At 65.4% G+C, this 25,292-nt stretch carries 17 protein-coding genes; 14 read left to right on the forward strand and 3 right to left on the reverse strand.

The annotated features are described in order from the left end of the window. The first annotated feature begins 108 nt into the window (after nt 1–108). The gene (locus YIM_RS21515) at nt 109–1,629 is read left to right on the forward strand and encodes a transcriptional regulator (protein WP_194240234.1); all 1,521 of its coding nucleotides are present in this window, start codon (nt 109–111) and stop codon (nt 1,627–1,629) included. Beyond that, nucleotides 1,626–1,976 carry a signal peptidase I gene (locus YIM_RS21520; RefSeq protein WP_153032059.1) on the forward strand — a complete coding sequence of 117 codons (351 nt, stop codon included), beginning with the start codon at nt 1,626–1,628 and terminating at the stop codon, nt 1,974–1,976. The genes YIM_RS21515 and YIM_RS21520 overlap by 4 nt, the downstream gene beginning before the upstream one ends. Here the strand turns inward: YIM_RS21520 and YIM_RS21525 are convergent. Beyond that, nucleotides 1,965–3,416: a helix-turn-helix transcriptional regulator gene (locus YIM_RS21525; RefSeq protein WP_228004874.1), complete on the reverse strand. Its 1,452-nt coding sequence runs from the start codon at nt 3,414–3,416 to the stop codon at nt 1,965–1,967. The genes YIM_RS21520 and YIM_RS21525 overlap by 12 nt on opposite strands. A gap of 789 nt (nt 3,417–4,205) precedes the next feature. Here YIM_RS21525 and YIM_RS21530 point away from each other — a divergent pair. Together YIM_RS21530 and YIM_RS21535 are read left to right on the forward strand one after the other, a co-directional pair. Continuing rightward, nucleotides 4,206–4,421: a hypothetical protein gene (locus tag YIM_RS21530; RefSeq protein ID WP_153032060.1), complete on the forward strand. Its 216-nt coding sequence runs from the start codon at nt 4,206–4,208 to the stop codon at nt 4,419–4,421. 3 nt (nt 4,422–4,424) lie between these two features. Beyond that, the gene (locus tag YIM_RS21535) at nt 4,425–5,477 is read left to right on the forward strand and encodes a helix-turn-helix transcriptional regulator (RefSeq protein ID WP_153032061.1); all 1,053 of its coding nucleotides are present in this window, start codon (nt 4,425–4,427) and stop codon (nt 5,475–5,477) included. Nucleotides 5,478–5,796: 319 nt separating this feature from the next. Here the strand turns inward: YIM_RS21535 and YIM_RS21540 are convergent, their stop codons facing one another. Together YIM_RS21540 and YIM_RS21545 are read right to left on the reverse strand one after the other, a co-directional pair. Then, nucleotides 5,797–6,687 carry an HNH endonuclease gene (locus YIM_RS21540; protein WP_153032062.1) on the reverse strand — a complete coding sequence of 297 codons (891 nt, stop codon included), beginning with the start codon at nt 6,685–6,687 and terminating at the stop codon, nt 5,797–5,799. Between the two features lie 98 nt (nt 6,688–6,785). Continuing rightward, on the reverse strand, nt 6,786–8,054 hold the full coding sequence (locus YIM_RS21545; RefSeq protein WP_153032063.1) for a hypothetical protein: 1,269 nt from the start codon (nt 8,052–8,054) through the stop codon (nt 6,786–6,788). A 415-nt stretch (nt 8,055–8,469) separates the two neighbouring features. On the opposite strand from YIM_RS21545, the gene YIM_RS21550 reads away from it, so the two are divergent. From YIM_RS21550 to YIM_RS21590, 10 genes are all read left to right on the forward strand, one after another. Beyond that, entirely contained in the window at nt 8,470–10,041 is a 1,572-nt protein-coding gene (locus tag YIM_RS21550) for a nuclease-related domain-containing DEAD/DEAH box helicase (RefSeq protein ID WP_228005013.1), read from the forward strand. A 38-nt stretch (nt 10,042–10,079) separates the two neighbouring features. Continuing rightward, the gene (locus tag YIM_RS21555) at nt 10,080–13,211 is read left to right on the forward strand and encodes a helicase-related protein (RefSeq protein ID WP_228004875.1); all 3,132 of its coding nucleotides are present in this window, start codon (nt 10,080–10,082) and stop codon (nt 13,209–13,211) included. After that, complete coding sequence (gene drmB, locus YIM_RS21560) at nt 13,208–14,989, forward strand: DrmB family protein (RefSeq protein WP_153032065.1); 1,782 nt, start codon at nt 13,208–13,210, stop codon at nt 14,987–14,989. Before YIM_RS21555 ends, drmB begins: the two co-directional genes overlap by 4 nt. After that, the gene (locus tag YIM_RS49220; protein ID WP_153032066.1) at nt 14,986–18,141 is read left to right on the forward strand and encodes an RNA polymerase sigma factor RpoD/SigA; all 3,156 of its coding nucleotides are present in this window, start codon (nt 14,986–14,988) and stop codon (nt 18,139–18,141) included. The genes drmB and YIM_RS49220 overlap by 4 nt, the downstream gene beginning before the upstream one ends. After that, entirely contained in the window at nt 18,138–19,883 is a 1,746-nt protein-coding gene (locus YIM_RS21570; RefSeq protein WP_228004876.1) for an AIPR family protein, read from the forward strand. The genes YIM_RS49220 and YIM_RS21570 overlap by 4 nt, the downstream gene beginning before the upstream one ends. A gap of 139 nt (nt 19,884–20,022) precedes the next feature. Further along, the gene (locus tag YIM_RS21575; RefSeq protein ID WP_228004877.1) at nt 20,023–21,891 is read left to right on the forward strand and encodes a DNA cytosine methyltransferase; all 1,869 of its coding nucleotides are present in this window, start codon (nt 20,023–20,025) and stop codon (nt 21,889–21,891) included. A gap of 887 nt (nt 21,892–22,778) precedes the next feature. Further along, a complete protein-coding gene (locus tag YIM_RS21580) occupies nt 22,779–23,069 on the forward strand; it encodes a hypothetical protein (RefSeq protein ID WP_153032068.1) in 291 nt (96 codons plus the stop codon). A gap of 70 nt (nt 23,070–23,139) precedes the next feature. Next, nucleotides 23,140–23,838: a hypothetical protein gene (locus YIM_RS48620; protein WP_228004878.1), complete on the forward strand. Its 699-nt coding sequence runs from the start codon at nt 23,140–23,142 to the stop codon at nt 23,836–23,838. A gap of 92 nt (nt 23,839–23,930) precedes the next feature. Beyond that, on the forward strand, nt 23,931–24,143 hold the full coding sequence (locus YIM_RS49225) for a hypothetical protein (protein WP_228004879.1): 213 nt from the start codon (nt 23,931–23,933) through the stop codon (nt 24,141–24,143). Between the two features lie 73 nt (nt 24,144–24,216). Then, on the forward strand, nt 24,217–25,134 hold the full coding sequence (locus YIM_RS21590; RefSeq protein ID WP_153032069.1) for a DUF2637 domain-containing protein: 918 nt from the start codon (nt 24,217–24,219) through the stop codon (nt 25,132–25,134). Nucleotides 25,135–25,292: the final 158 nt, after the last annotated feature.

Raw genomic sequence — 25,292 nt, forward strand, 5'->3', positions numbered from 1 at the left:
GATTTCCATACCTGAAATTCAAGGCCGAATGGCCGAGACTTCCCATGCGTCACCAGTGCAGGACCAGTGCACAAACCCTGCACTTGCGCGTTTCCGGGCAGCCACGCGATGAATTCCGACAGCTGGACCGGCCAGACCGCTTACGCACTTCAGGCCGCATTGCGCCTAAGCAACGAGCGGTTCGCAGAGCACCTGGGAATCGGCGTCCGCACGGTCGCGGCGTGGCATCAAAAGCCGTCGCTCCGCCCCAAGTTGGAGATGCAACAACTCCTGGACACAGCACTCGAACGCGCCTCAGACGCAGAGCGCGCCCGCTTCGCCGAACTCACCAGCACGCAGCCCGCGACAGACCCGCGGCTCACCGAAGACCCGAACATCGTCGCCGCCCTCGAATGGCTCGACCGGCACGCACGCTGGCCACCCGGCACAAGCCGGCAACGAGTCGCCGAGCGCGCCGCCGCCATCGACCCCCAGAGCCTCCGCGACCGCGGCACCCGCCGCGGCTGGGTCAGCCAGCGCGACGTCGCCCGCACCCTGGCCGACTACTACGGCACTGCCAGCCTGTTCACGGCCCGCTGCGGCGACCAACTCGTGAACACCAGCATCCTGACCAGCACTGATTGGCTAGATCTCGACTGCCCGCTAGTGCCTCAACACGACCGGCTCACGGTCGCCAGCGCCCTGCCCGAAGCAGACCTACAACTCGACGAACACGCCGCGGACGTCGCCGTTCAGCGCCTGGCCGAGACACTGTCCATGAACACCCGGATGGTCAACAGCCCGCTCTACCGCCTGCTCGACATCGCACCGGCCGCCCAGCACCTCGGCGGCTCGCTCGGCGTGACCCACTTCGTCCATTACGCACTGACCATGGACTTACTCGAAGGCGAACTGGTCGACGCCATCGCCGCCGGCGGTCCGTCGCCCATGCCGCTCCGCGACCGCTACCTACCCGACGTCGCCACCGTGCTCGACCTCAACAACCGGCTCTGCTCCGGCGGAGTCCTCGCCCTCACCGCCATCGCCCGCCCTGCCGACCCGTTCCGCGGCGAAGCCGACTACCTGTTGCTGGTCCAGGAACGCTCCGGCAGCGTCCTGAACGCCGCGCGCCGCCTGGCCGTGATCCCGAAGGGCTTCCACCAGCCGCTCAATGACGTCCGCCGAGACGCCCAGGTCGGCGCGACCCTGCGCCGCGAGATGGAAGAAGAGCTGTTCGGCCGCCCAGACATCGACAACACCCTTGGGCAGCAGCTGTCCGCCGACCCCATGCACCCCAGCAAGCTCTCCGAGCCGATGAGCTGGCTCATCGAACAACCCGGCCGCCTCCGCATGGAGTGCACCGGCTTCGGGCTCAACCTGGTCAGCGGCAACTACGAATTCGCCAGCCTGATCGTCATCGACGACGAAGACTTTTGGACACGCTACGGCGGCGTAGTCGAAGCCAACTGGGAGTCAGAAACCCTACGGCAGTATTCGACAACCGACACGGACCTCGTGACCGAACTACTAACCGACGCAGCCTGGAGCAACGAGGGGCTATTCGCTATGCTCCTGGGGCTCCGGCGGCTTGCTCAAATCGGCGGAGAACGCGTCAAAATGCCACCGATCGAATGGGAGATCAGCGAGTGAGCGACGGCTGGAGCACTGGCAACGCCAACGAAGACACCAGCGAAACTCGCGGCTGGCTGGTCGGCCACTTCATCGACCCATCGCAGGGCGTTCGCTCGTCGAAAGACGTCGAAGTCAAGTGGGCCAACCACCCTCTCGGTGACAAGCGTGCAGAGTGGACTTCCGACGACCAGCGCACCACGCTCGTGATGCTCGTCTCCGGCAAGTTCCGCGTCGACGTCACCGGTGGCAGCAGCACGATGAGCAAGCAGGGCGACTACGTCATGTGGGGTCCCGGCATCGACCATTCATGGGAAGCCATCGAGGAATCGGTAGTCCTCACCGTCCGCTGGCCCTCAGCAACCTAATTCAATTTCCGGCAAGGCGACCCGACTACCACCAATATCCCGAAGTCGCCGCAGCCCTTGCAGAAACGCGAACAGCCCTTCATTGCTCCACGCTTCATCGCGAACAAGATCCACCAGCATTTCAGCGTCCCTCGTCGAATACTGGCGCAATCCGGCCGCCTCCCAGTTGGCCTCGACCTCCCCACCGAACCGTGACCAGAACTCTTCATCCTCGATCACGACCAGCGAGGCGAACTCGTAGTTACCGCTGACCAGGTTGAACCCGAAGCCGGTGCACTCCATCCGCATCCGGTCCGGCTGCTCACCCAACCACCGCAACGGCCGCGACAACCGACTTGCGTGCATCGGGTCCGCCGCCCGCGGCCCACCGGCGGTGTTGTCGACGTCAGCGCGCCCGAACAGCTCTTCCTCCAGCTCGCGACGCAGCGTCGCCCCGATCCGGGCATCCGCCCGGTAGTCGGCCAACGGCCCGTGAAAGCCCTTCGGGATCACGGACAACTTGCCCGCCGCGTTGAGCACCTGCGCCGACCGTTCCTGGACCAGCAAGAGGTAATCGGCCTCGCCGCGGTACGGGTCCGCCGGCCGCGCGATAGCGGTCAACGCCAGCACACCACCAGCACACAACCGGCCCCGAAGGTCGAGCACGCTCGCCAGATCCGGCAAGTACCGATCCCGAAGCGGCAGCGCACCCGGCTTCGCCGACCGTCCCGCGGTCAGCGCGTCCACCAGCTCTCCTTCAAGCAGGTCAGCCGTCAGCGCGTACTCCACAAACGAGCCCAACTCGACCCGCCCCACCAAGCCACCGGCCGCCGCCGTGACCTCCGTCAAACGATAGATCGGCGCATCCGTCATCCGGACGTCGCCCTCCGCGACCCGCGCCAACCTGCGAACCGCCGCAGCCCCATCGATCGGCCCGGCCGCCGAACCACTGCGCGGCACCAACTCTAGGTCGCTCGCCGCTTCCAGCCTCCACGGCACAAGCCACTCAGACCGCGTAAAGACGCTGGTCACCGCTTGCGCGCTCCCAGCCCGCGCCGCATAGAGCGCGTGCCCCGCGACTTCGCCGCCGTAGTACACACCCAGTGCCGCAGCGATCTCGCCGCGCCCCAACGCGCGCGCTGCCTGTGGTACCCGCCCTGTGGCCAGCTCACCACGCACCCGCCGGCTCGCTTCTCCCGCCGACCAACCCGCTCGCGCGTCAACCCAGTTCAGCGCGCGCTCCACCTCCTGGCCGAGTTCCACCGCGTCGCCCGGCGGGTCGCCGTCGAGCACGTCGCGGAGCTGGTCCGCACTCCGGCCAAGCAGCCGCGCAAGCTTCGGCCGCAAATACGGCAGAGGCGCGTACTCGCCAGCCTCCCAGCGAATCACCGTCGACCGGTCGACGTGCAACGCCTCGGCGAGCCCCTCCTGCGTGAACCCGGCGGCCTTCCTCGCCGCCACCAGGGCCGTCCGCCGCCCAGCCAAGCCGATCACCTCACGTAGTCACCCGACCACGCCAACCTATCAGCCTTCTTTGCAGGTCAACCCCCTGACTGCCACATTCACCCGACCCAACTTCGACTTTTCCGCTCTGGGAAGCCGCCTCGCCAACCGGTTCAGTGATCACCACCAACCGGCTCTCCAGGAAGGCGACCACCGTGAGCACCAGCAACGACAACGCGGCGCCCCAGCGCCTCTACGTCACCTGGTACCGCTGCATCGCTGACCACCTCGAACACGCCGTCACCGATGAGGAATTCGCCCGCGGCCTCCACCGCGGCGCCGGCTGGCACCGAGCCCTCTGCGGCCACCAGCTCTACACCGGCTCGTGCCTCCTGCCGCCAGCGCGCCCGTGCCCACTCTGCCTCTTCCTCGTCGCCACCGCCCGATGCCCCGCCGCGCCCCACCGCCCAGACCGCCGAACCCGCACGCGCTCCGCCCGGCGCTGCCTCCTCGGCGCCCTCAAGCTCCGGCCGTCCCACCGCCGCGCCCGCCTCAACGCGCACGGCGATGCCCCGATCAGGACCGGCCCAAACACCTCTCGCCCACCACCGCAGTCCCGTGACGCGTGACGAGCCTGGCGCCCACGGTCGGATTAGGCCCCGAGAAGCCCTCCTGTGCCCCGTCCGTGACAGGTCTCCCGCCCTGGCTCACCCCGTCACAACAAGCATCCACGCAGGTCAGTGCCCTCTCCGCGCCGTCACAACCGCTGTGACGGGCTCCCTCAACCAAGACGGGGTGGCATCACGCATGTCTACGACCAGGGACGACGAAATACACCCCATCGAACTGTCGGAACTGCTTCACGTGCTCGACCCCAGGCTCCGCCCGGTCGCGCTGAGGCTCGCCCGCGAGATCGACGAACCCGGCCTCGACGCCACCCAACTCCGGAACCTGCAGACGCTCCTCAAACACCTCGACCACAACATCTCAACCCGCCTCGCAGCTCTACCCGAACAGGAATAGCCCGTGACCTCATCAGCACCAGCTCCCGCCAGCGACCAGGCTCCTTTGCTCCGCCACTGCGAACAGCTTGGTCTCGAACTCCGCGAGTACCGCGAGCACGCCGGCCTCGACTCCGCGGAAGTCGCCGAGCACCTGTCCTGGCCCCAAACCCGGCTGGACGCCACCGAAGAAGGCACCCGGCGCGTCACCGCGTCCGATCTCAAGGCCCTGCTCAGCCTGTACGAGGTCACCGGCACCGAAGCCACACGGCTGCGTGCTCTCCGCGTCCGCGCGAGCAAGGAACCACCGGCCGCCACCGTGCCCACCCGCTACCAGCAGTTCCACGAACTCCAGTCCGCCGCCACCGAACAGCGGACCTACGCCCCGACCCTGCTGCCCCCGATCCTGCAAACCGACGACTACGCCACCGCGGTGAACGAGCACGCTCCTGGCCCAGAGCAGCAGACCACCGCCGACTTGGCGAAGTACCACGTCCAGCAGAGCACCTGGCTCCTGAACCGCGAACAGCCCTTCCAGCTACACGTCGTTCTCGGTGAAACCGCGCTGTACAACATCGCCGGCAGCAGCCGCACCATGATCAGGCAGCTCGACCAGCTCATCAAGCTGGTGAAACAGCCCCACGTTCACTTCCAAATCCTCCCTTTCGCCGAGTGCGGCCACACCGCCACCGAAACCGGCTTCACCCTGCTCAGCGGCGACCAGCTTCACCCGTGGCTCTGTGCAAACGACCTACTCACCACCACCTGCACCGACGACCCTGCCGCGGTCACTACCCATCAAACAACGTTCGACACCCTCACCACGTGCGCCCTCAACCGCGGCGCCAGCCTCGACCGCCTCCACGCCATCCGCCGCAGCCACGCCACCGCCTCCCAACGACGCCCCGACGTCAACACCGAGGTCTGCCGCCGCCTCCGCACCAAGTTCAACCTCACCATCGACGAACTCGCCGCCGCCTTCGACTGCTCCACCGAAACCATCAACCGGCACCTGCGGACGTACAACACGACCGACGCCTTGGCCGAACCTGTCCCACGTGACACGCCATCGCCCTGACACGACGGCTGTCGACCAGCGTGGTCCACAGCCCCCGGCATCCGCACCGCGAAGGGCCTGGCGAGCTGCTGGGTGCCGTCAACGGAGATCGCTTGCCAGCGATTGATCCGTGTTGCGTACGCAGAGCTGTTAGCACCCGCGACGGGTCTCAGCACGGCAATTGGCGTAACGGCAAGCCAACCTCCATGGGCGGATACCACACGCTCGAATATGCGAAACAAACCATGCAGCCCCCAAGGAAAAGAGTCCAAATTGCCCTTATTTCATGCAGGTCCTACCGTCGAAGAGTGTCCATTAATTCATCTAGCGAGCTAGACAATCAAATCGTGTACCATTTTTGATAAACAGCACTAGTTGCCGACGATAAATTCGACTTCTTTTTGTTGCAGGGTTCGCATAGAAGTTGCATGTTAGTTATATCATTGAGCCCCCCACTTGACGCTGGGACGATATGATCAAACTGGTGCTCCGAGATAGAGCTCAGCACTGGCGACAGGTCAGCTCGACATAAGGCACACCTCCCCTTCTCGCGATGAAATACTGCACGCCGAACCCAGTCTGGTGGCGCACCACGCTTGAGCCTGAATCCGTTGCGCGAAAAATTTCTCGCGCCATCTCCGTACTCTGCAATGCAATCCGGATCAACTTCCGCTACCTTGATAGCAATCATTTCATTTAATTGAGCCATGAGTATGCGGTTAATGAAAACGACATGGAAAACCTCATCTGCAATCTGCCCAAGTAGCTCGGCGTAGGCTTGACTTGGACCCAGATCGTTCAGCATGTAGTCGTAGCATAAATCTGCAACTTTCGTGGACTCTTGCCATTCGAATACATTCGACCCAATTTCCACCATCTCTCCATCGGGTGGGGGTATGTCGAACGGCTCCAGGTCGAAACCGTATGCGATCATGCATAGATCGACAGGAAGGTATCGCTTCGTTTCATATGAATCGTTCTCGATTCTTTTGTATTCGAGAACGTAAGGACCGGAGGTATCTTCGATGAACTTCTCGTCCGCGATCCAGCGGGCAAACTTGTGAACCAAGGTATCTTTCTGCCAGTTGGGAGTAAATTCCAGCACTCCATCTTCGACAAAGAAGTGTTCCAGCTCGTGGAAGTCGGGATTATTTGCAACCCGCGCCAGTCGGCTGGCGATAGGGTATGTGCGGAAATATCTGTGTGTGATCCAATTCTTGTGTTTATTCATATTATTCCGATCTCTTAACCTCTCAACCGTCAGGGGTCCGACTTACCGATTCGAACTGCGCAAGCCGAGCGCCACACAGAACAGGCTGGCGATACAGGCTAGCTCGTACGCGTCGAAGGTCTGGGTCGGCTGGTGAGGTTACCGCGGAACGTGGTCTTGCGGTGCCAAGCGAAGTACGGCTCGGACTCCGCCCGGTGAGCGTCGCACCGGCGACCAGTCAGATGCACCAAGCGCAGTTTGAGATTTCCGGCTGGAAGTTCGTCAAGTCCTACTGTCTGGATACGGCCAGTTTCGTCGACGGTGACCCACCCCGACTCGTACAGAGCGTCGCAGCCGAAGCTGCAGGCGAGCATTGCGATGGCGCGGAGGTTCCGTCGTTCGGCGTCGGTGCAGGCTGCGCGTTTCTTCACGTGTGCGGCGACCAGGAATTGCACCGGGAATTCGTCGCCGCACAACGCACAGGGTGCGCAGTCGCGGCCTTGTCCGAGCAGCCGGCGCAGTTGTGCCTGTTCGGTCCGGACTTTGACTTGGGCGAGCACGTCGAGTTCCCCGAAGTGGCTGTCGTCCGCTTCGGGCTCGTCGCCCGGGCCGGCCAGCGTCACCGTCGCCGGAGACGGGGTGACGCGAACGTGCGGCAGAGTTGCGAGTATGGCCCCTACGAAGGCGCTTCGGTGACCGAGTTCGTCGACCGAAACCCGGACCGAGCCACGCTCGGCGAGCAAGTCGAGCCCGTACTGGACGTCGGCGACGGCGACCGGCTGTCCCTTGGGCGACCGGTCGGTCGCCACATGAGCCGCTCCGTCCTGGACTCCGAGGATCTTGTTCGGTCGGCCGGCCACGGTCAGGATGGTCTCGCCAGTAAGGTGGTGGAGTAGTTCGTCCGCCGGCGGCAGTACTGTGTTCGAGACCGGTTTGGCGGGTGCAGCGAGATCTGCCGCAAGCTGCCCGGCGTCATCTAAACCGTAGCCCGGTACCGCTAGGCGCAGCTCGATTCGCTTTCGGTTGTTTCCCTCTTTCGCCGCGCCATCCGGCAGGCCAACTCGCCCCTGTGCCCGGGTGATCTGCAGCCGCACCTCATTGATGTCGCGTTGCGCGGCCAACTCGACCAGGACTGGGACGATACTGCGGGCTTCTTCCGGCAGGTGCGCCGTCCGCGCCGACGCCACCACGCCGGACACCAACACCGCCTGCCGGTCACGAAGCCGATCGAGCAGCAGCGTCAGTGCGGGCACGTACTGGTCGTTGCGCGGCCTCGACCCGGCGCCCCGGCCGCCAGCGCTCTCCAGTACCAAGCTTAGGTGCTCGCCGCTGGCGAGCACGGAGAACTCCGCGTTCAGCTCAACACCGTCATCATCACGTGCAAACACCGTGTCAGCCTGCCAGACCGGTCCGGCCGACCACCGCCCGGAGCTCACGGGCCTCCGCTACAGCTGTTGAAGGGGCCGCCTCCCTACATCTACATCGGTGCGAGCCGTGTGGTTAGCGTGTACAAGTTGCCCCTTGGGCACGCACATTATTCACCCGACTAGGGGCCGTCGCGCAGATGGTCTCATCTTGTTGTCGCACTGCAGGTCCCAAGGGTGCTCTGCTCGGCTGCGGAGACTCGATATACACATGTGATCAAAACTCACTTCTGCACCATGTAACCATGTCACCCGAACCAGCGATGGACCGTTCGCGCACGGCTGCTCAGGTGATTCATAGGGGGACTCCGCTGAACTTCCCGAACAAGCTTCCGACCGTCTTCCCCGCTCGTAGCGATGCAGGCAGGTTACCGTGCGCATGATCCCGGAATCGGTGCATCCCGGTGCCAGTCGGGCAGAGCAGGAGATCTTCTCCCAGCTGGCCGCACTCGAAGTGGCTGGGTGGGAATACGCCATGCACAGCACCAACCTCCCCGAGCACGACCGCAAGCGGGTCTGCGAGATCGACTTCCTGCTGCTGGGCGAACGCGGCATGCTGGTACTTGAAGTCAAGGGAGGCGACATCCACCTGAAGAAGGACGTGTGGCACACGCGCGACCTCAAGGGCAAGCGACACCGGCTCAAGGAGAGCCCGCTCGACCAGGCTCAGACGAGCATGTTCGCCTTGACAAAGGTCCTCCGCCGCACCACCTCCAACCCGGAGTTGGTCGAGCGCACCGTGTTCGGGTATGGCGTTGTCTTCCCGGACAGCGAGTTCGACGCGGTCAGCGTGGAGTGGACTCCCGAGATGGTGATGAACTCTATTCGCCTGGCCTCCGAGGGGTGGGCGGACTGTCTTGACCGGTTGGGCGCGTTCTGGGAGGCCAAGCCGGGCAACCGGGGTTCGCTGTCCGCCGATGACATCGAGCGCTACCTCAACGTCCTCCGTCCCGACTTCGACCGTGTGTTGTCCCTGCGCCGTCTCGACGACATGGTGGAGAAAGAACTCGTTGCCCTGACTAGGAGCCAGTACAAGGCACTCGACCAGCACCGGAGAAATCCGCGGCTGGTGTTCGAGGGCGGTGCAGGGACGGGCAAGACCATGCTGGCGGTGGAGATGTGTCGACGTGTCCGGGACTCCGGCGAACGCATCCTGCTGACCTGCCACAGCCACGTCCTGGCAGCCTTCATTCGTTCGCAGCAGGACTTGGACGGCATTACCGCTGTCCCGTTCGACGAGGTGTCAACCTTCGGTGCGGACACCTTCGACGTGGTGGTGGTGGACGAGGCACAGGACGTCATAAACGGGCGGGACCTAAACGTCCTGGACAGCGTGCTGGTCGGCGGATTAGCCGATGGTCGCTGGGCTTTTTTCCTCGACTCCAACAACCAGCGGGGACTGGTCGGGCGCTACGAGGACGACGCGAAGGTCAGGCTGGACTCGCACCGTCCCACCTTCGTCGACCTGATGGACAACTGTCGAAACACCATTGAGATCGTCCGCGCAACTCAGGAGCGGACCGGCGCCGACTTGGGGGTGACCACGGCCGGTCACGGCCGCGAGGTCGTAGTGGTCGAGGAGAACCGCGATAAGGCGATCATCGCAGTGTCTACGGCTCTGGCCGAGCTGGAAGAGCACGGCGTGCCGCTCGAACAAGTCGTGCTGCTGTCACCGCACGATCTGGCCGCATCAGTCTTCGTCGAACTGCCCGTCGAGTGGCTTGAGCGGGTCGACGTGCTGGACCTGATGCGCATGCGCAGGCCCGGCCGTGGACGCGTCGGGTTCGCGCAGGTCGCCGACTTCAAAGGGTTGGAGAGCCGGTACGTCTTTCTGGAGGTGGACGAGACGGCGGATGAGCAGGCAGCACGCGCCGAGTTGTACGTGGGCATGACCCGCGCCAAGGCCGCGCTCTGGGTAGTCAAATCGGGCGCATCGGAGGAAGACGAGTGACAGGGTTGCACACCACCGGATTCCCGGATCGCGACCGAGTGATCGACTACCTGCACGTTCAACTGGTTGGTCCGGTCGACGGTGACGACGAGGTGCTGTACGAGAAGGCTCCGCAGCACCGGTACCTGACCGCTGTGCTGTACCCGATGTCGCTCACCCCGTCCTCCGCCGATGTCAGCTTCCCAGCTGATGATGCCGAGGAAGTCGACGACCAAGCGGGGGCGCTCCCCGATGACGATGACGAGGACCCCATCACGCTGGCGGGACAAAGTCGGCCGAGTTCGACCGGCATCAGCTTCATGACCGCGGAGCGGTCCGCGATCATGGTGGAAGTGCGAGCTGCGCGGTACCGAACCACCGCGGACGACGAGTGGCAACGCGAACCGCTGGACCTTGTGGGGGGAGAAGCGCTGCGGGTCGAGCCCCCACCCTCTGGGGCGAGCCAGAGGAAGATGCTTTGGAACGAGGCAGCCAGCGTTGAAGTCACCTGGCGTCCGCACCCCGACGGCCTGATCGTCACCGTCGTCTTGGTCAACCGCAAGCTGCAGGAAGAGCGCCGGGCGGTGAACCCGGAGGACTGCCTCTTCCAGGTCGAACTGCGCTGCTCGGTAGCAGAGGGCACGCTCATCCGCTATCCGGCACAGGGGCAATCGCACAGCGACGAAGAGGCTGAAGAACTCGAACTCCAGTACCGCGACGTGCCGGTGTATGCCGTCGGCCACGGGACGGCGGCCCGCTGGGACACCACCAGCGACCAGCCCGCCTGGGTCAGCACGTCGTTCCTCCCCGTGCACGTCGTGCCCGACGTCGACTTCGCCCTGCCCGATGTGGCAAACGCCGTCCGCCTTAACGACCTCGCCGCGATCGCCACCGATCCTGACCCCGTGTTCGCGGCCCTGACAGGCTTCGTCGACCGGTACTCGGACTGGATCACGGAGACCTGGGACGCCGCATCGGCGGACCTCGACCAGCGACTCCACGCCGCCGCTCAGCGGTTGCGAGACCGCGCCACGCGTGCCAGGGACCGCATGCTGGGCGGTCTCGACTTCCTGCGCGAGGACCAAGACGCGCTCAAGGCGTTCGCACTGGCCAACCGCGTGATGGTCATGCAGATGGCGCACAGCCAGCCGTACCTCGGTGGCTCGCCGCACGCCCCCTCAGATGCACCGGACCCGACGGTCGACTACGACTCGCTCGACTACGCTTGGCGCCCCTTCCAGCTCGGCTTCCTGTTGATGACGGTGAAAGGCGTGGCCGAAGAGAGTGAAGAAGACCGGGACTTGGTCGATCTGATCTGGTTCCCCACCGGTGGCGGCAAGACCGAGGCGTATCTCGGGCTCGCGGCGTTCACCATCCTTCACCGCCGGCTGACCAGGGGTGATGCAGGAGCGGGCACGACGGTTATCACCAGGTACACACTGCGCCTGCTCACCAGCCAGCAGTTTCAGCGCGCCGCGACCATGATCGCCGCCTGCGAACGGGTGCGCCGGGACCACTCCGAGTACCGGGGGCAGCTCGGCAGCCACTCCGTGTCGATCGGCCTGTGGGTCGGCGGAGAGAACAGCCCCAACAGCTTCGCGGAGGCCCGCCGACGACTCGCACGGCTGCGTGACAGCACCGCCAGCGACCAGGGCTTCCAGATAGAGTCCTGCCCGTGGTGCGGAACCAGAATCGTGCCGAGCAGCCCGGACGACGAGCAGCGCTGGGGCATCTCAGCTACGAATAACTCCTTCCGAGTGCGGTGCGTGAACGACAAGTGTCCCTTCCGCACCGAGCTGCCCATGTCGTCCGTGGATGAAGACCTCTACCTGAACCCACCCACCATGCTGGTCGGCACGGTCGACAAGTTCGCCCGCATGGTTTGGAAAGAGGACGCCGGCGTGTTCTTAGGCGCGGGTTCCCACCAAGGTCCGTCACTCATCATCCAAGACGAGTTCCACCTCATCTCCGGTCCGCTCGGGACTATCGTCGGCCTTTACGAAGCTGCTTTCGACGTGTTGATGGCCCATCGGGGCAACAAGCCCAAGATCGTCGCTGCCACGGCCACCATTCGCCGGGCCGACGAGCAGACCAGAGGTGTCTTCGGACGGCCTGCTGCGCTGTTCCCGCCAGCGGGCGTCGACGCGGCCGACTCGTACTTCGTGCGCACCGACCGCGAACGGCCCGGCCGTGCCTACATGGGGGTCATGCCCCAAGGGCACACACCGCTCACCGCGCTCATCCACGTCACCGCGGCGCAATTACAGGCACCGCTCGAAGTCGACCTGACGCCTGCGGCCAAGGACGCATACTCGACGCTCGTCGTCTACCACAACAGCCTCCGCGAGCTGGGCAAGACGATCAACCTTGCCTCTGACGACATCCCGTCGCGGTTGAAGGTGATCGCACAGGCCGAGGACCACGTGCGGCACCTCGACGACGACAACGTAGTTGAGCTGACCAGCAACGTGGTGTCGGCACAGATCCCGCAACGCCTGGACCGGCTCAAGAAACCGCACGACGCTCCGGACGGCGTCGCCTTCCTGGCCAGCACAAACATGATTTCCGTCGGCGTCGACGTAGGCCGGCTCGGCGTCATGACCGTCGTCGGCCAGCCGAAGACGACCGCCGAGTACATCCAGGCCACCAGCCGCGTGGGGCGGAGCGCCGACCGCCCTGGCCTTGTGGTGACGGTCTACTCACCGTCGAAGCCGCGAGACCGGTCGCACTACGAGTCGTTCACGCCCTACCACGCGAGCCTCTACCGCTCGGTGGAGCCGAGTTCGGTGACCCCGTTCTCGGTGCCGGCGCGCCTGCGGGCCCTTCACGCAGACTTGGTCGTGCTGGTGCGCCACGCGCTCGGTTTGTCGGGTGATCAGGAGGCCGCGTCGTTCGACCCCGACGACGACCGCTTCACCGTGCTCGTCAGGAAGTTCCTCGGCCGAGTCGAACGAGCCGACGCAACCGAACTGGAGCGGGTCAAGGTTCACCTCAACGACCTCGTCGAGACGTGGGTGAAGCGGGCAGTGGATGCGGAGCCAGCCGGCGGCCTGCGCTACAGCCAAGGTGGGCGCGAGCGCCCCAAGCTGCTCAAGCGGTTCACCGACCGGGGCGACGGCTGGGCCACGCTCGACTCGATGCGCAGCGTCGACGTGGACGTCCAAGTTGAAGTGAGGGGGGCCAGAAAGTGACGGTCCGCAAGGTCCGGCGTTCGCAAATCATCAGTCCTTTCGGCCCTGGAGCGATCATCGACCTCGTCGGCGAGTCGTTCGTGGTGGAGGACGCTGGGAAGTGGCGCGGCCCACACATGCCCATCGACTTCCCGCGCTTGGCCGCCTATCTGAAGGTGGACTCGCTCGCGGCGCCCTCACCCCGCTGGCCCATCCCCTACTACCGCTTCCCTCAGTGGCTGTTCTGCCCAAGCTGCCGACGCATGAGCCGGTGGTCGTACAAGAAAGAGGCCGCCAACACCGCCCCGTCCTGCCAACACTGCCCCGGCGGCAAGCAGCTCATCCCAATGCGGTTCGTTGCGGTGTGCGCCAACGGGCACCTGTCGGACGTGGACTGGGTCGGCTGGGCTCACTCCGCGGTTCGCCGCAGCCGGACTCAGAACCAGTGCCAGCGGCCGGACCTGAAGTTCTTGAACAAGGCCGATGTCGGTGGTGGCCTCAACTCGCTCGTCGTGCGCTGCGGAACGTGCGGTGGTGAGAGGTCCTTAGACGGTCTCACCACCAGGATCGGACTGGCGCAGATCGGCAGCAAGTGCTCGGGCAGGCAGCCGTGGCAAGACCAGAGGGATGCCGCGGTGTGCTCCGAGCAGGTAGTGGCGAAGCAACGCGGTGCGTCGAGCGTGTACTTCCCCACCGTGGAGAGCGCCATCGACATTCCGCCGGAATCGGCGTGGAGCACGGTCAGCGACCCGCTCGCGGCGCTGATGAGGAGCAAGGAGTTCAAGTTCCTGGTCGGCCAACCCAGCTACAAGTTGGCCAAGCAGATGATCGAGATCGCGGCCGACGAGTACGGGCTTTCCGTCGCCGAGGTCGAGGCGGCCTTGGCCCGTGAGGGGGGTGACCCGCGCGCCGCCATGAACGGCGGCCCGGAGAACATCCGTCCGGACGAGTGGGCGGCCCTGATCGACCCTCAGGAGAACCACGATGACCGGGATTTTTTCATCTCGCGCCGATCCGATCGGCCGCTCCGTGACGCCGGAGGGACGACGAGCCGCTGGCGAGAGCTGATCGCAGACGTCGTGCTGGTCGACCGCCTGCGCGAAGTTCGGGTGCTGACGCACTTCGAGCGCCACACAATGCAGGAAAAGGTGCCGTCGAACTTAAGTTTCGACGGCGACTTCCTGCCGGCGATCGAGGTGTTCGGCGAGGGTTTCTTCCTCAGGTTCGACGAGGAAGCCCTCGTCCGCTGGGAACGATCAGGCCCGGTGGTAGACCGGTGCCGGAAGCTGGTGGAACGGCACGAGAACAAGGGAGCCAAGTGGCTCCCCGAGCCGACACCGCGCTTCGTGCTCCTGCACACCTTCGCGCACCTGCTCCTGCGCAACACTGCCTTCGAAGCTGGCTACTCGACTTCCGCGTTGCGCGAGCGCCTGTACGTGACGAAGAACGGCACAAGCCCCGCCATGGCCGGCGTACTGGTTTACACCGCGGCCGGTGACGTGGAAGGCACTCTCGGCGGCCTCGTCAGAATGGGTGAGTTCCCCCGGTTGGGAAGGCTCCTCGACATGTCGATCGTTTCGGCCCGGTGGTGCTCGTTCGACCCCGTGTGCACGGACCACCCCGGTCAGGGGCCGGACGGGTTGTCCTTGGCGGCGTGCCACGCGTGCTCGTTGACACCGGAGACGAGCTGCGAGGTGATGAACAGGCTGCTGGACAGGCGTCTTTTGCTCGACCCGGAGTTCGGGTTCTTCAAGGACCTGGCTTCGATGGTCGACGGTGTGCCGGGGAGCGCGCTATGAGCGCCGCGTTGCGCGCTCCGGTTCAGGAGGCACCTTGTCACACCGTGGTGGCCGCTGTCCCCGGGGTCGATCAAGCGGACCAAGCGGTCGCGGCATATCGCCGTTTGCGGGTGCGTGGCAAGGAACTCCACGTCATCACCCGGTCCAGCGTGCTGACGAGTCGCATCCGCGCGATGATGCCGTTCGAGAGCCGTGGAGACACGGTGATGACCTACCACTCCTACTTCGCCAACGTGTGGCGCACGGTGCTGCGAGTCAGGCAACCGGAGACGGACAACTACGACGTCGACTTCTGGGAGTTCAAGCGGCACCTCCGGGCCCGTTACGTCCGGCCGCTGGACCGGCGGCATGTCATCGTCGTCCAAGGGCAGCAGCTGCCACCCGACTTCTACACGGTGCTCCGGCTGCTGAGCATCGAGGCGACGGTTTTCGTTGACCCCGTGCAGACGGTCGACGACTCCGGTACGACACTGGACGACCTCACCGCTCTCCTCGGAGCGGACGCCGCCACGACCTCGCACGACGTCAATGGCGGCACCGCGCAGATCGACCAGTTGCTAGAGCACCTTGGTGATGGATCTTCCCGCGTAGACGTCTCCCGTCGTGAAGGTCCGCGGCCAGTGCTGGTGGACCACGAGGACGTCGACGAGGAGATCCGGTTCGTCGTGGATCAGGCGACGGCGCACCGCGACCGGCGGATCGGCGTACTCCTGCCGACCAGGGAAATGGTGCGAGTTTTCAAGGACGGAATCGGCGACCTGTTCGATGGTACGACGCAGTGGCACCTGTCCGGTGCCAGGGTCCCGCAGCACGCCGCGGTTACCGCATCCGATCCGGGAGTCAAGGTGCTGACCTGGGTCAGCGCCGTCGGGATGCGGTTCGACCACATCGTGCTGGCGGGGCTCGACCAGGTGGAGGACCGCTTCCGGTTCGAGAACGCCCTGCGGGTGCTCGGCCCCACGACGCGCTCGGAGTTGTTCCTCTCCTATTCCGGTGTGGGACGCCCCACTGCGTTGAGCGGACTCCCTCCTGCCTTGGTGGACGACCGCACGCGAGAGGCGGCCGGCGACGAGTGGGTGGAGGTGGTTTCCACCACGCTCCCCGCTCCTCCTCTTGGCGCACCAGAACAGCTGCCACTGCCCGGCCGTTCAGCTGTCGACAGCGCCCGCGCTGTGCTCGCCGCACCGATGCGGAGCGAAGGGCGGGCCAAACGCCTGCTGACGGCTGAGGAGGAAGTCGGGTTGGCGCAGCTGATGCGGCTCACCGATGAAGACCTCGCGGAGGAACTGCCCAAGGGTTTTCGCTCAACGCTGCGCAGCGACGACGAGCGGGCGAAGGCGTTCGACGCCATGGTGCTGCACAACACCGGCCTCGTAGGGTCCTGCATCACGAAGCACCTCGGTGCCGGCCTCGACTACGAGGACCTGCACCAGCACGGGCTGTTGGGTCTGATGCGGGCGATCGAGAAGTGGGACGGCTCGCGAGGGCTGAAGTTTTCCACCTACGCGGTGAACTGGATCAACCAGCACATGGGCCGGGCAGTTCCCGACGAGGGCGCGACGATCCGGCTGCCGGTCCACAAATACGAAGAAGTCCGCAAGGTTCGCGCGGTCCGGAACAGGCTGCTCCTCGATCAGGAAGCTGTCCCGATCGCGGAGATCGCCAAACGCACTGGGTTTTCCAGGGAGAAGGTGGTGGACTGCCTGCGCTTGTCCAAGGGTGTGATCAGCCTGGACGCACCCATGGGCGTGGATGGCGAGACGTCGTTCGCGGAGCTGATTCCCGCTCCGCTCGAACACCACTCGAACCCCGACTACGTGCTGGACCACGAACTCGGCGCCGAACTCGTGCGGGAAGCCTTGTCAGTGCTGAAGGAACGCGAAGCCGAAGTGCTCAAGCTCCGATTCGGTTTCGACGGTGGTGACGACCTCACCCTGGAGAAGATTGGTGAGCGCTTTTCGGTCACCCGCGAACGGGTGCGGCAGATCGAAAACAAGGCGAAGAGCAACCTGCGTGACAAGCTTGCGGAGGTGGGGCTGGTCGCCAGCGGCGCGGATCCCGTTCCCACTGCCCCACCAAAGCGCCCAACCCGTCGGTCGAACGTCGTGCGCACACCGATTCACGAGAAGCGCCTCATCGGCACGGAGATCGCTACGGGGTCGGGACTTGTGGAGCGGCTCGGCGCCGCGGGCGGCGACAGCGCCGTGGGGCACATGCTGATCGCCTTGGTGGACCGCGCGTTGCAATCCGGTGCCCGCCACATCCGCTTCAGGAGCGCGGGCTCCGGTACCAATTCCAGGCTTGCGCTCGTCCACGACGGTGCGGCCTTCGCCGGGTACACCTTGCTCTCGACGCTTTCCGAGGGACACGAGGTGTCGCGCGGATCAATGGCCCTCGGTGTCGCCGCTTCCCTGTACGGCGAAATCACCACCTGGGAGTCGCAAGCGTCCCCGGCCTGCCTCGTGCTGACCTCTGCGGTGGACACGGACACGTGGTGGTTGCATCGCACTTCCCGGACGCTCCCCGCAGGACTGCTGGCCGAGGGCGAGGTAGACCGCTCGTCGGTGGTGCTGCTCCGCGTCCCACGCCTGCAAGTCGCGAGTGCACACCTCGGAACGATCCTCGACCGGTGCTTCCGCGACTTGGGCGTGGTGTTCGGAGAGTTGTTGGAGCGCAGGGTCGGCATCGACATCAACGGATGCGCGGTGACTGCGCAAGACCCGTTCCTGTGGAGCAACCCGGCCGGACAACACCTCGGGGAGGAACGGGTGACCGGCGCGGGGTACTCGGTGGTCGCCAGTCCTCGCGTCCTTCCCCACCCGGATCTCCTGCGTGCCGGAGACGTGGACTCGATCGGCAACCCGGCCGACTGGCGGGCCTCCCAGGGTTTTTACGTGCGATGCGACGGCCGGTACCTCTCGCGCGGTGGCTGGCTCGGGCTCGACGGCCTGGACATAGCGGAGAGCGCCGCACTGGCCAGGGTGCTCGTCGAGGTACCGCTCGCACAGCGCTCCGCATGGGGCGAAGACCACCCCGGAGCCGCGGTCGTGGCCCCAGAACCGCTGCGGCCGAGGCTGGCCGCACTCGCGCGCATAGCGCGCGGCAAATCAGAACTCGTGATCGAACAACGCCGAACCAGGGGGACGACGTGACAGACGGCGAACTCGCCGCCTTCGCAGCAGAGCTGCGGCGCAGAGTGGAGGACCGGGTTCAGGCCGAGCCCGAGCTGATGGCACGGGACGCCTTTGTGACCCTGGTCGGCGAGCATCTGATCGACGACGGGGCACTGGACGACCTGGAAACCTGCTACTTGTTCGTGCCCTGGCAGAGCCGTCGCGTCGAGGTCGCCGGGTACGACATCACGGGAGACGGCACGATCCTGCACCTCGTCACGGCCGATTACGGCTTGGACGTCGAGCCTCTGAAGCGGGAGCGGCTCACCCAGTTGGTGCGCCGCGTGGGCGCGTTCGCGGATTTCTGCCGCAACGGACTGCACGAGCAGCTCGAGCGGTCGAGCCCGGCTTACGACATGGTCGAGCACATCCACAACGCGTGGCCCCACTTGCAGATGATCAAAATTTTCGTCTTCACCGATGGGAAGACCGGGCTGCGCCGAGCTGAAGAGGCCACCGTCGCTGGCCTCCCGACTCTGGTGAACGTGTGGGACGTCAACCGCCTCCACAAGCTGATCAGCTCGGGCGCCCACCAAGAGGACATCGTCATCGACGTCGCGAAGATGGGTTACGAGGTGCCGTGCCTGGAGTCACCTGAGCAGGCCGACGGGTACCACTGCCTGATGGCTATGCTGCCGGGGAAGCTGCTCGCCGACCTGTACGACGAGCACCACAGCCGCCTGCTCCAGCGCAACGTGCGCGCGTATCTCCAGGCCAGGGGAAAGGTCAACAAGGGAATCGCGGAGACGATCAAGGAACAACCAGGCCGATTCCTGGCCTACAACAACGGCGTCTCCGCCACCGCTCGTGCCGCAGACCTCGAGCGGACACCCAGCGGACTGGTGCTGCGGACCCTGACCGAGCTGCAGATCGTCAACGGTGGGCAGACCACCGCCTCGCTGCACCACGCTGCGCGCAAGGGGATCGACCTGGCCCAGGTCATCGTGCCCGCGAAGATCACCTTGATCCCCGACGACCGGCTGGACAGCATGGTCCCGGAGATCTCCCGCTACGCGAACTCGCAGAATGCCGTCACCCCAGCCGACTTCGAAGGCAACAGCCGCTTCCACGTTGGGCTGGAGCGGTGGTCCCGCACCATCTGGGTGAACCCTCTCGGTGTCGACGTCGAGCAGACTCGTTGGTACTACGAGCGTGTGCGCGGACAATACGACGTCGAGAAGAACAGGTTCACGACTGCCGCCACGCGTCGCAAGTTCGACCGCGAGAACCCCGTGCGACAGCGATTCGGCAAGACCGACGCCGCGAAGTACGAGTACGCCTACTCGCTCCGGCCTGAAAACGTGTGCCAAGGCGCTGAGAAGTGCTTCCGGACGTGGACATCGGACGAGGGACTAGCCGAGCGCGAAGCCCCCGACGACGTCTACTTCCGCCACCTGGTGGCCAAGGCGATCGTGTTCCGCCAGGTGAGGTCGGTCATCCAGAAGCAGAACTTCGGAGGCTACCTCGGGCAAACAGCTGCGCACACCGTGTCCCTGATCGTGCACACGCTCGGCGGGCTCGATTTGGACCGGCTCTGGCGCGAACAGACGCTGCCCGAAGCGATCGTCACGGCGGTACCCGACGTTGCCAAGGCTGTGCGCCGGGTGCTCACCTCACCCCCGAGCGGCGGAAACGTCACTGAGTGGGCGAAGAAGACCGCCTGCTGGGACCGCGTCCGCGCGATGGGTTGGGCTCCTCCTTCCAACGTCCTCGTCGGTTAGGCGACTTGATACCCGTTCATCGTTAGCGCGTCGGGCGGCCGAGTGGGCCGGTCCCGGGAAGTGGCATGGAGAAATTGAGCACAACCAGATCTACGGTGGTGGAGGTCCCACGCGGGTCCCTGTTCGAACAGGAGGCAACGTGGCGGTCTACGCGGTGAAGCTCGAGCGCAGCGACCTCCTCCAGTTGCCGACACACCCGGACGCGTGCACCGAGGAAACCTTCGAGCAGTGGTGCACCGAACGGGTGATGAACGGTGCCCGGCTCGCGGTCGACTTGTTTTCCGGTGGCGGTGGTTTGAGCCTTGGCTTGACCGATGCCGGGTGGACTGTCGCGGCCTCGGTTGACCACAACAAATTCGCATTGCAGACTCACCGGGCGAACTTTCCCGGTCTCGCGCTCGACATCGACCTGGGAGACTCGAAGAAGCGCGCCGCGTTGATCAAGATGCTCAAGCGCGCCGACATCGATCTCATCGCCGGCGGGCCACCGTGTCAACCGTTCAGCAGGGCAGGACGCAGCAAGATTCGCAGTCTGGTGGACGCGGGTGTGCGCGACGCGTTCGACGAACGCAAGGAGCTGTGGCGGGCGTATGTCGATGTCGTGCTCAAGGTGAAGCCTCGTGCGGTGCTGATGGAAAACGTCCCTGACATGGCCTTGGGCGACGACTTCCACGTCGTGCGGCGGATCGTGAACATGCTGGAGGATGTCGGGTACCGGACCAACCTCCGACTGGTCGACGCCTGGCAGTACGGCGTTCCCCAGCATCGCAAGCGCTTGATCCTGCTCGCCCGCCTCGACAGCGACACCTTCACCTGGCCCAGCCCTGGCAAAGCGGTGACCGTACGGGACGCAATCGCCGACCTACCCGGCCTCGGCCGCACCACCGGTTGCCGAGACATGCCCTACTCGCCCACTGGCGAGATGTCGGAGTTCGCCAAGGCGATGAGACGGGGCATTGGCGGGCAGAGGGTATGGGATCACATGACCCGACCAGTTCGCGACGACGATCGTGAAATCTTCTCCTTGATGACGTCCAAGACACTCTATGCTCACATCGATCCCAGCCTACGCAGGTACACGGCGGAAACATTCGACGACAAGTACAAGCGGTTGGACTGGAACGAATTGAGTCGCTCCATCACCGCGCACATCGCGAAGGACGGCTACTGGTACATCCACCCGTCCGAGCACCGCACACTCACTGTTCGTGAAGCCGCCCGTATCCAGACGTTCCCTGACGATTTCCGCTTCGCGGGCAGCCGCAGCCACGCGTTCCAGCAGATCGGTAACGCTGTGCCGCCGGTCCTGGGCAAGGCCGCAGCCACCGTCTTGGTCCCGGTGCCCGTCACCAACAAGGCCCGGCGGAACCGTTGGCGCGTTCTCGCAAAGCACTTGGCCGCCTGGGCCGAGGAACGGCGTGCCGGGAGCTACTGGTGCGTGCTTCCCGGAGACCAGCTGCCCCCACCCGTCGCCGCGGTCGTGGCGATGCTGGACCCGTCACCCGTTGAAGTGGCCGCGTACGCTTCCGGCTTCCGAGAAGTGGCCACGAGAGGGCGGGTCACCAAGCGAGCGGTGGACCTCATTGAACGAGCGGTAGTCACGCGCGGAGCTGCTGCAGCGGTCACGCACTTACGGCAGTTGCAGAACGACAGGAAGCTCTGGCTGCACCCCCAAGACATGCCGGACGTCTTAGCTCTCCCACCTGGGAAGACCGCCCTTTTGAAGCTGCTGGCGGGCGACGACGTTCTGCTGACCAGCCAGCCGGTCATCCGCGTGTCGTCACGTGTACTCAACACCAGTTCGGAGCGGGCAAACAGCCTCACCGACGGCAGGGTCGACGTATCCCGCTTGGTAGGGGGCGACTCCAAAGCACCGCTGCGAATGGCCGCGCTGCGACTGATCGGCCAGCTCCACTGTCACAAGCAAGCACCGATGTGCGCGGGGTGCCCACTAGCCCGCCACTGCGCGACCGCCCAGGACAGCGAGTTATCGGACAGGCTGTTCTGACCCGGAATTGGGACAATGCTGACGGCCCGGTCGACGTCGTCACCGCCTGGACCGGGCAGTCAGCAGAGGAGAAGGAGGGTTCTAAGCTCCTGCACGATCCTGCGTCGACATTTTTCTCGAGTGATCTCCACTCCTGACCGGGCAATTCGCCCCGACGAGCGACCTTGCCGTCGCGATATCCGCGTGTGTGTGCAGCACACACGCGCAACTCGTCAACGTGTCGCGATCGCGTTCGGCGTGCAGCACGTTTTCCACGATCAAGTGCAAGCTGGCGTCGAGGGTGTAGCGGGCCTACTGGTAACAAGACGCGACGCACGGCGACTGCCAACGAGCGCTTGTTGAGCGACATTGGGACCTTGCAGATGGTCGACTCTGGCCACAGCCGGGAGCTGCAGTAGCGCAGGCCGTCATCAGCCGTCTCCTGCGCACTGGTCGGCTTCCAGCGGACCACGTCGTCGGACAGTGTCGAACGAAGCGCTGATGTCGCGAATAGCATGGCCGAGGGCCCCGACGCCCGTCTCCTCGACAGCCGGACGAGCCACTCTACGTCGCGAATCACGACGACGATTGATCCTGGCGCGGGCACGGCCGAATCCCGACGCTCAACCAGCCAACTGTAGCCGTGTGGTTAGTGTGCAAGTCGCCCCTCGGACACACAGATGCGGGCTCTATCCCCGATTTCGCAGCTACTTCAACTCGCAGAGCGGTGCTCTGGCCCCAGCCTTTCACGGCTGGGTGATCTTCTCCAGGCTAACCTCAGCTCATAGGTGCCGTCCGTCTTCAGGCGGGTGGTGCTGGTGAACGAGCCCATCACTCCCTTGATCCCGGTGCGGTCGGGTCAGCCTGTCCAGGCGGTGGTTGATCAAGGTCCGCTTCCGCTCGCGTCCGTGCCGCGGCTCTGCGGTGACGTGCCCGTGGCGTACGCGATGGCCAAGATCGATGCGTCCGGCAGATTCGCCGAGCAGGGCCTGCTGCGCACGCTCGGCTGGTCTCGCGGCGAGGCCCTGACGATCACCGCCGAGCCCGGCACGGTGATCATCCGCCGCGATCCGCGTGGGGTCTTCACCCTGCCCTGTCCGGCTCGCTGCAGGTTCCGGCGCCGTTGCGGGCTCGGCATGGGCTGCGGCCGGGCGACCGGGTTCTGCTGGCCGCGGTCGCGCGCCGGTCGGCTCTGCTGATCTACACGACCGGCCTGGTGCACGATCTGCTCGTCGCGCACCACACCGCGTTGCTGGGCGGTGAGCGACCGTGACCGGCCTCGCGACCGGCGGCGACCGGGCCGCCGACCTGGATGCGGCCCGGCTGCTGCTGTCCCGTCTCGGCCTGACCGCGGCCGACCTGCTCGACACCGCCCCGGCCCGGCCACCGGCACCGACGTTCGCGGCCTATGTCCCGGTCGTGGCCGCGGCGGTGAGCGCGGGGACCCGCGGCACCTACCAGCCCTACTGGAACTACGCCGTCGAAGCCTGGGGCGATCGTCCACTCGACACGGTCACTCCGTCCGAGATCAAGCAACTGGGCGAGCACATCCGATCCCATGTGGTGCGCCGCCGCAACGGCCGCGGCGGCACCAGCGCGGTGGAGACCTTCATCGCCGCGCTGCGTTGTCTCTACCGGCACGCCGCCGACGACGAGCTGATCGACCCCGCCGCCAACGCCGCGGCGAAGGTCGCCAAGCCGCGCCGCCAGGAATCCCTGCGTTACGCCTTGCCCGCGGACCGGCTCGCCGAGGTCAACCACACCGCCGCCACCACCGGCAACGACCCAGAGTTGGATGCCCTGCTTGTCCGGTTTCACACCGAGACCGCCGCTCGCCGCCCGGGGGGCTCTCAACCTCCGGCCGCAAGATCTCGATCGCGAGCAATGCCTGGTGATGCTCAGGGAGAAGGGAACGACCACCCGGTGGCAGCCGGTGCCGCGCGGTGGAGGCTCACCGGCAATTGCTGAGGTATCAATCGGGGCAGCCGATCACCACACGCCGCTACGACCACCGCTGGGAGCGCATTGGCCTTCACCTGCCCTGGGCACGGACCCAGGGTGTGTCCACGCACTGGCTTCGGCACACCACGCTGACCTGGGTCGAGCGGCACTACGGCCCGGCCGTCGCCCGCGGCTTCGCTGGCCACCTCACCTCGGCGAGCAATAACGCGCCCACCATCGCCACCTACACCAAAGCGACGCTGCAGGAGATCGCGACCGCGCTCGCGATGCTCACCGGTGAACCCCACCCTCTGGCCCTGAGGAGCGCCTGATGACCCCACCGAATCCACCACGGCCAGCGAGCAGACGGCGCTGCACCGGGCGAGCGTTGGCGCGCGAGAGGCGTTGATCGCCGCGCCGATCCTCATCGCCACGCTGTCGGCGTGGTGGTTCCAGTTCGAGGCGCTTCGGGCTGCCGCGCAACCTGTGCTGCTGGCCGGGATGGTCGCCACTGCGCTCGAGCCGCTCGGGCTGTCCATGGCCGGTCTGGCCCATAAGGCCCGCACCGCGGACGACTCCGCCGGTCTCTACCGCGTCGGCATGTGGACCGTCGTGCTCATCGCCGCAGGCGTCAACTATCGCCACGGCTCCACCGGCTGGGCGCAACCCAGCCTCAACGGCGTCGTTTTCGCCGCTCTCTACCTGGGCTCGGTGACCGGCTGGGAACTCCGCGAACGCCAAGCGCACCGACAACGACACGCGGGGCGACTGCCACCACAACGCCCACGATTCGGTGTGGCTCGCTGGCTTCGCTACCCGCGCATTTCCATAAGAGCCACATCATTCGCCATTCGCGACAACCTCACCGACCCGCACGTCGCCTGGACCACGGCACTGACCGAAGTCCGCCGCGCCCGCGAGTTTCGGCGTAACCGCCGCATATTCCGCCGCCGTACCCGGAAACTGCTCCAGCACCAATCGCACTTCCGGCGATCTGCTGCGCCGCCTGAGCCCGAATGCCCACCGCTTATCGAGCCACTGCTGCCAGGACCGGACGGAGACGGAAGGCCATCCCAGCCGACACAAGGTGTCGATGTCAGCGATCTCCTGCCAGTCGCACGTGAAGTCGCCGCCGAACTCGGCCCTCGCCTCTCCCGAGATCGCCTCCTGGACGGCATTCGCGCCCGTGGCCACACGGTCGGAGGACGACGCCGCGCAGCCATCTACGACGTCGTCCGAGCCTCAGTGTTATCGGCCGGGTCGCCTGATCGAGTGGCGAACAGCTTGCCCTTGCCCGGGGCAAGCATGCGGCTCAGCCCTTGAGCAAGGGGCGGTTTCGACGCTCACGACGATCTTGTCGTCGTGTGAAGGGTCGTTGCCATGTCGGAGGAACCTCGCTCTTACGCTGCCTGGAATCCGCTGAGCGCGCTGCAGGCCGAGCTGTCGCAGCCGCGGACTCGAACTCGGTTTGATGAGGCGTT

Source organism: Amycolatopsis sp. YIM 10 (genome assembly GCF_009429145.1).
GTDB lineage: Bacteria > Actinomycetota > Actinomycetes > Mycobacteriales > Pseudonocardiaceae > Amycolatopsis.

Coding starts and splice junctions, on each gene's coding strand:
- YIM_RS49220 (WP_153032066.1), top strand. CDS start 14,986: ATGAGCGCCGCGTTGCGCGCTCCGGTTCAGGAGGCACCTTGTCACACC.
- YIM_RS21540 (WP_153032062.1), bottom strand. CDS start 6,687: ATGAATAAACACAAGAATTGGATCACACACAGATATTTCCGCACATAC.
- YIM_RS21550 (WP_228005013.1), top strand. CDS start 8,470: ATGATCCCGGAATCGGTGCATCCCGGTGCCAGTCGGGCAGAGCAGGAG.
- YIM_RS21530 (WP_153032060.1), top strand. CDS start 4,206: ATGTCTACGACCAGGGACGACGAAATACACCCCATCGAACTGTCGGAA.
- YIM_RS21515 (WP_194240234.1), top strand. CDS start 109: ATGAATTCCGACAGCTGGACCGGCCAGACCGCTTACGCACTTCAGGCC.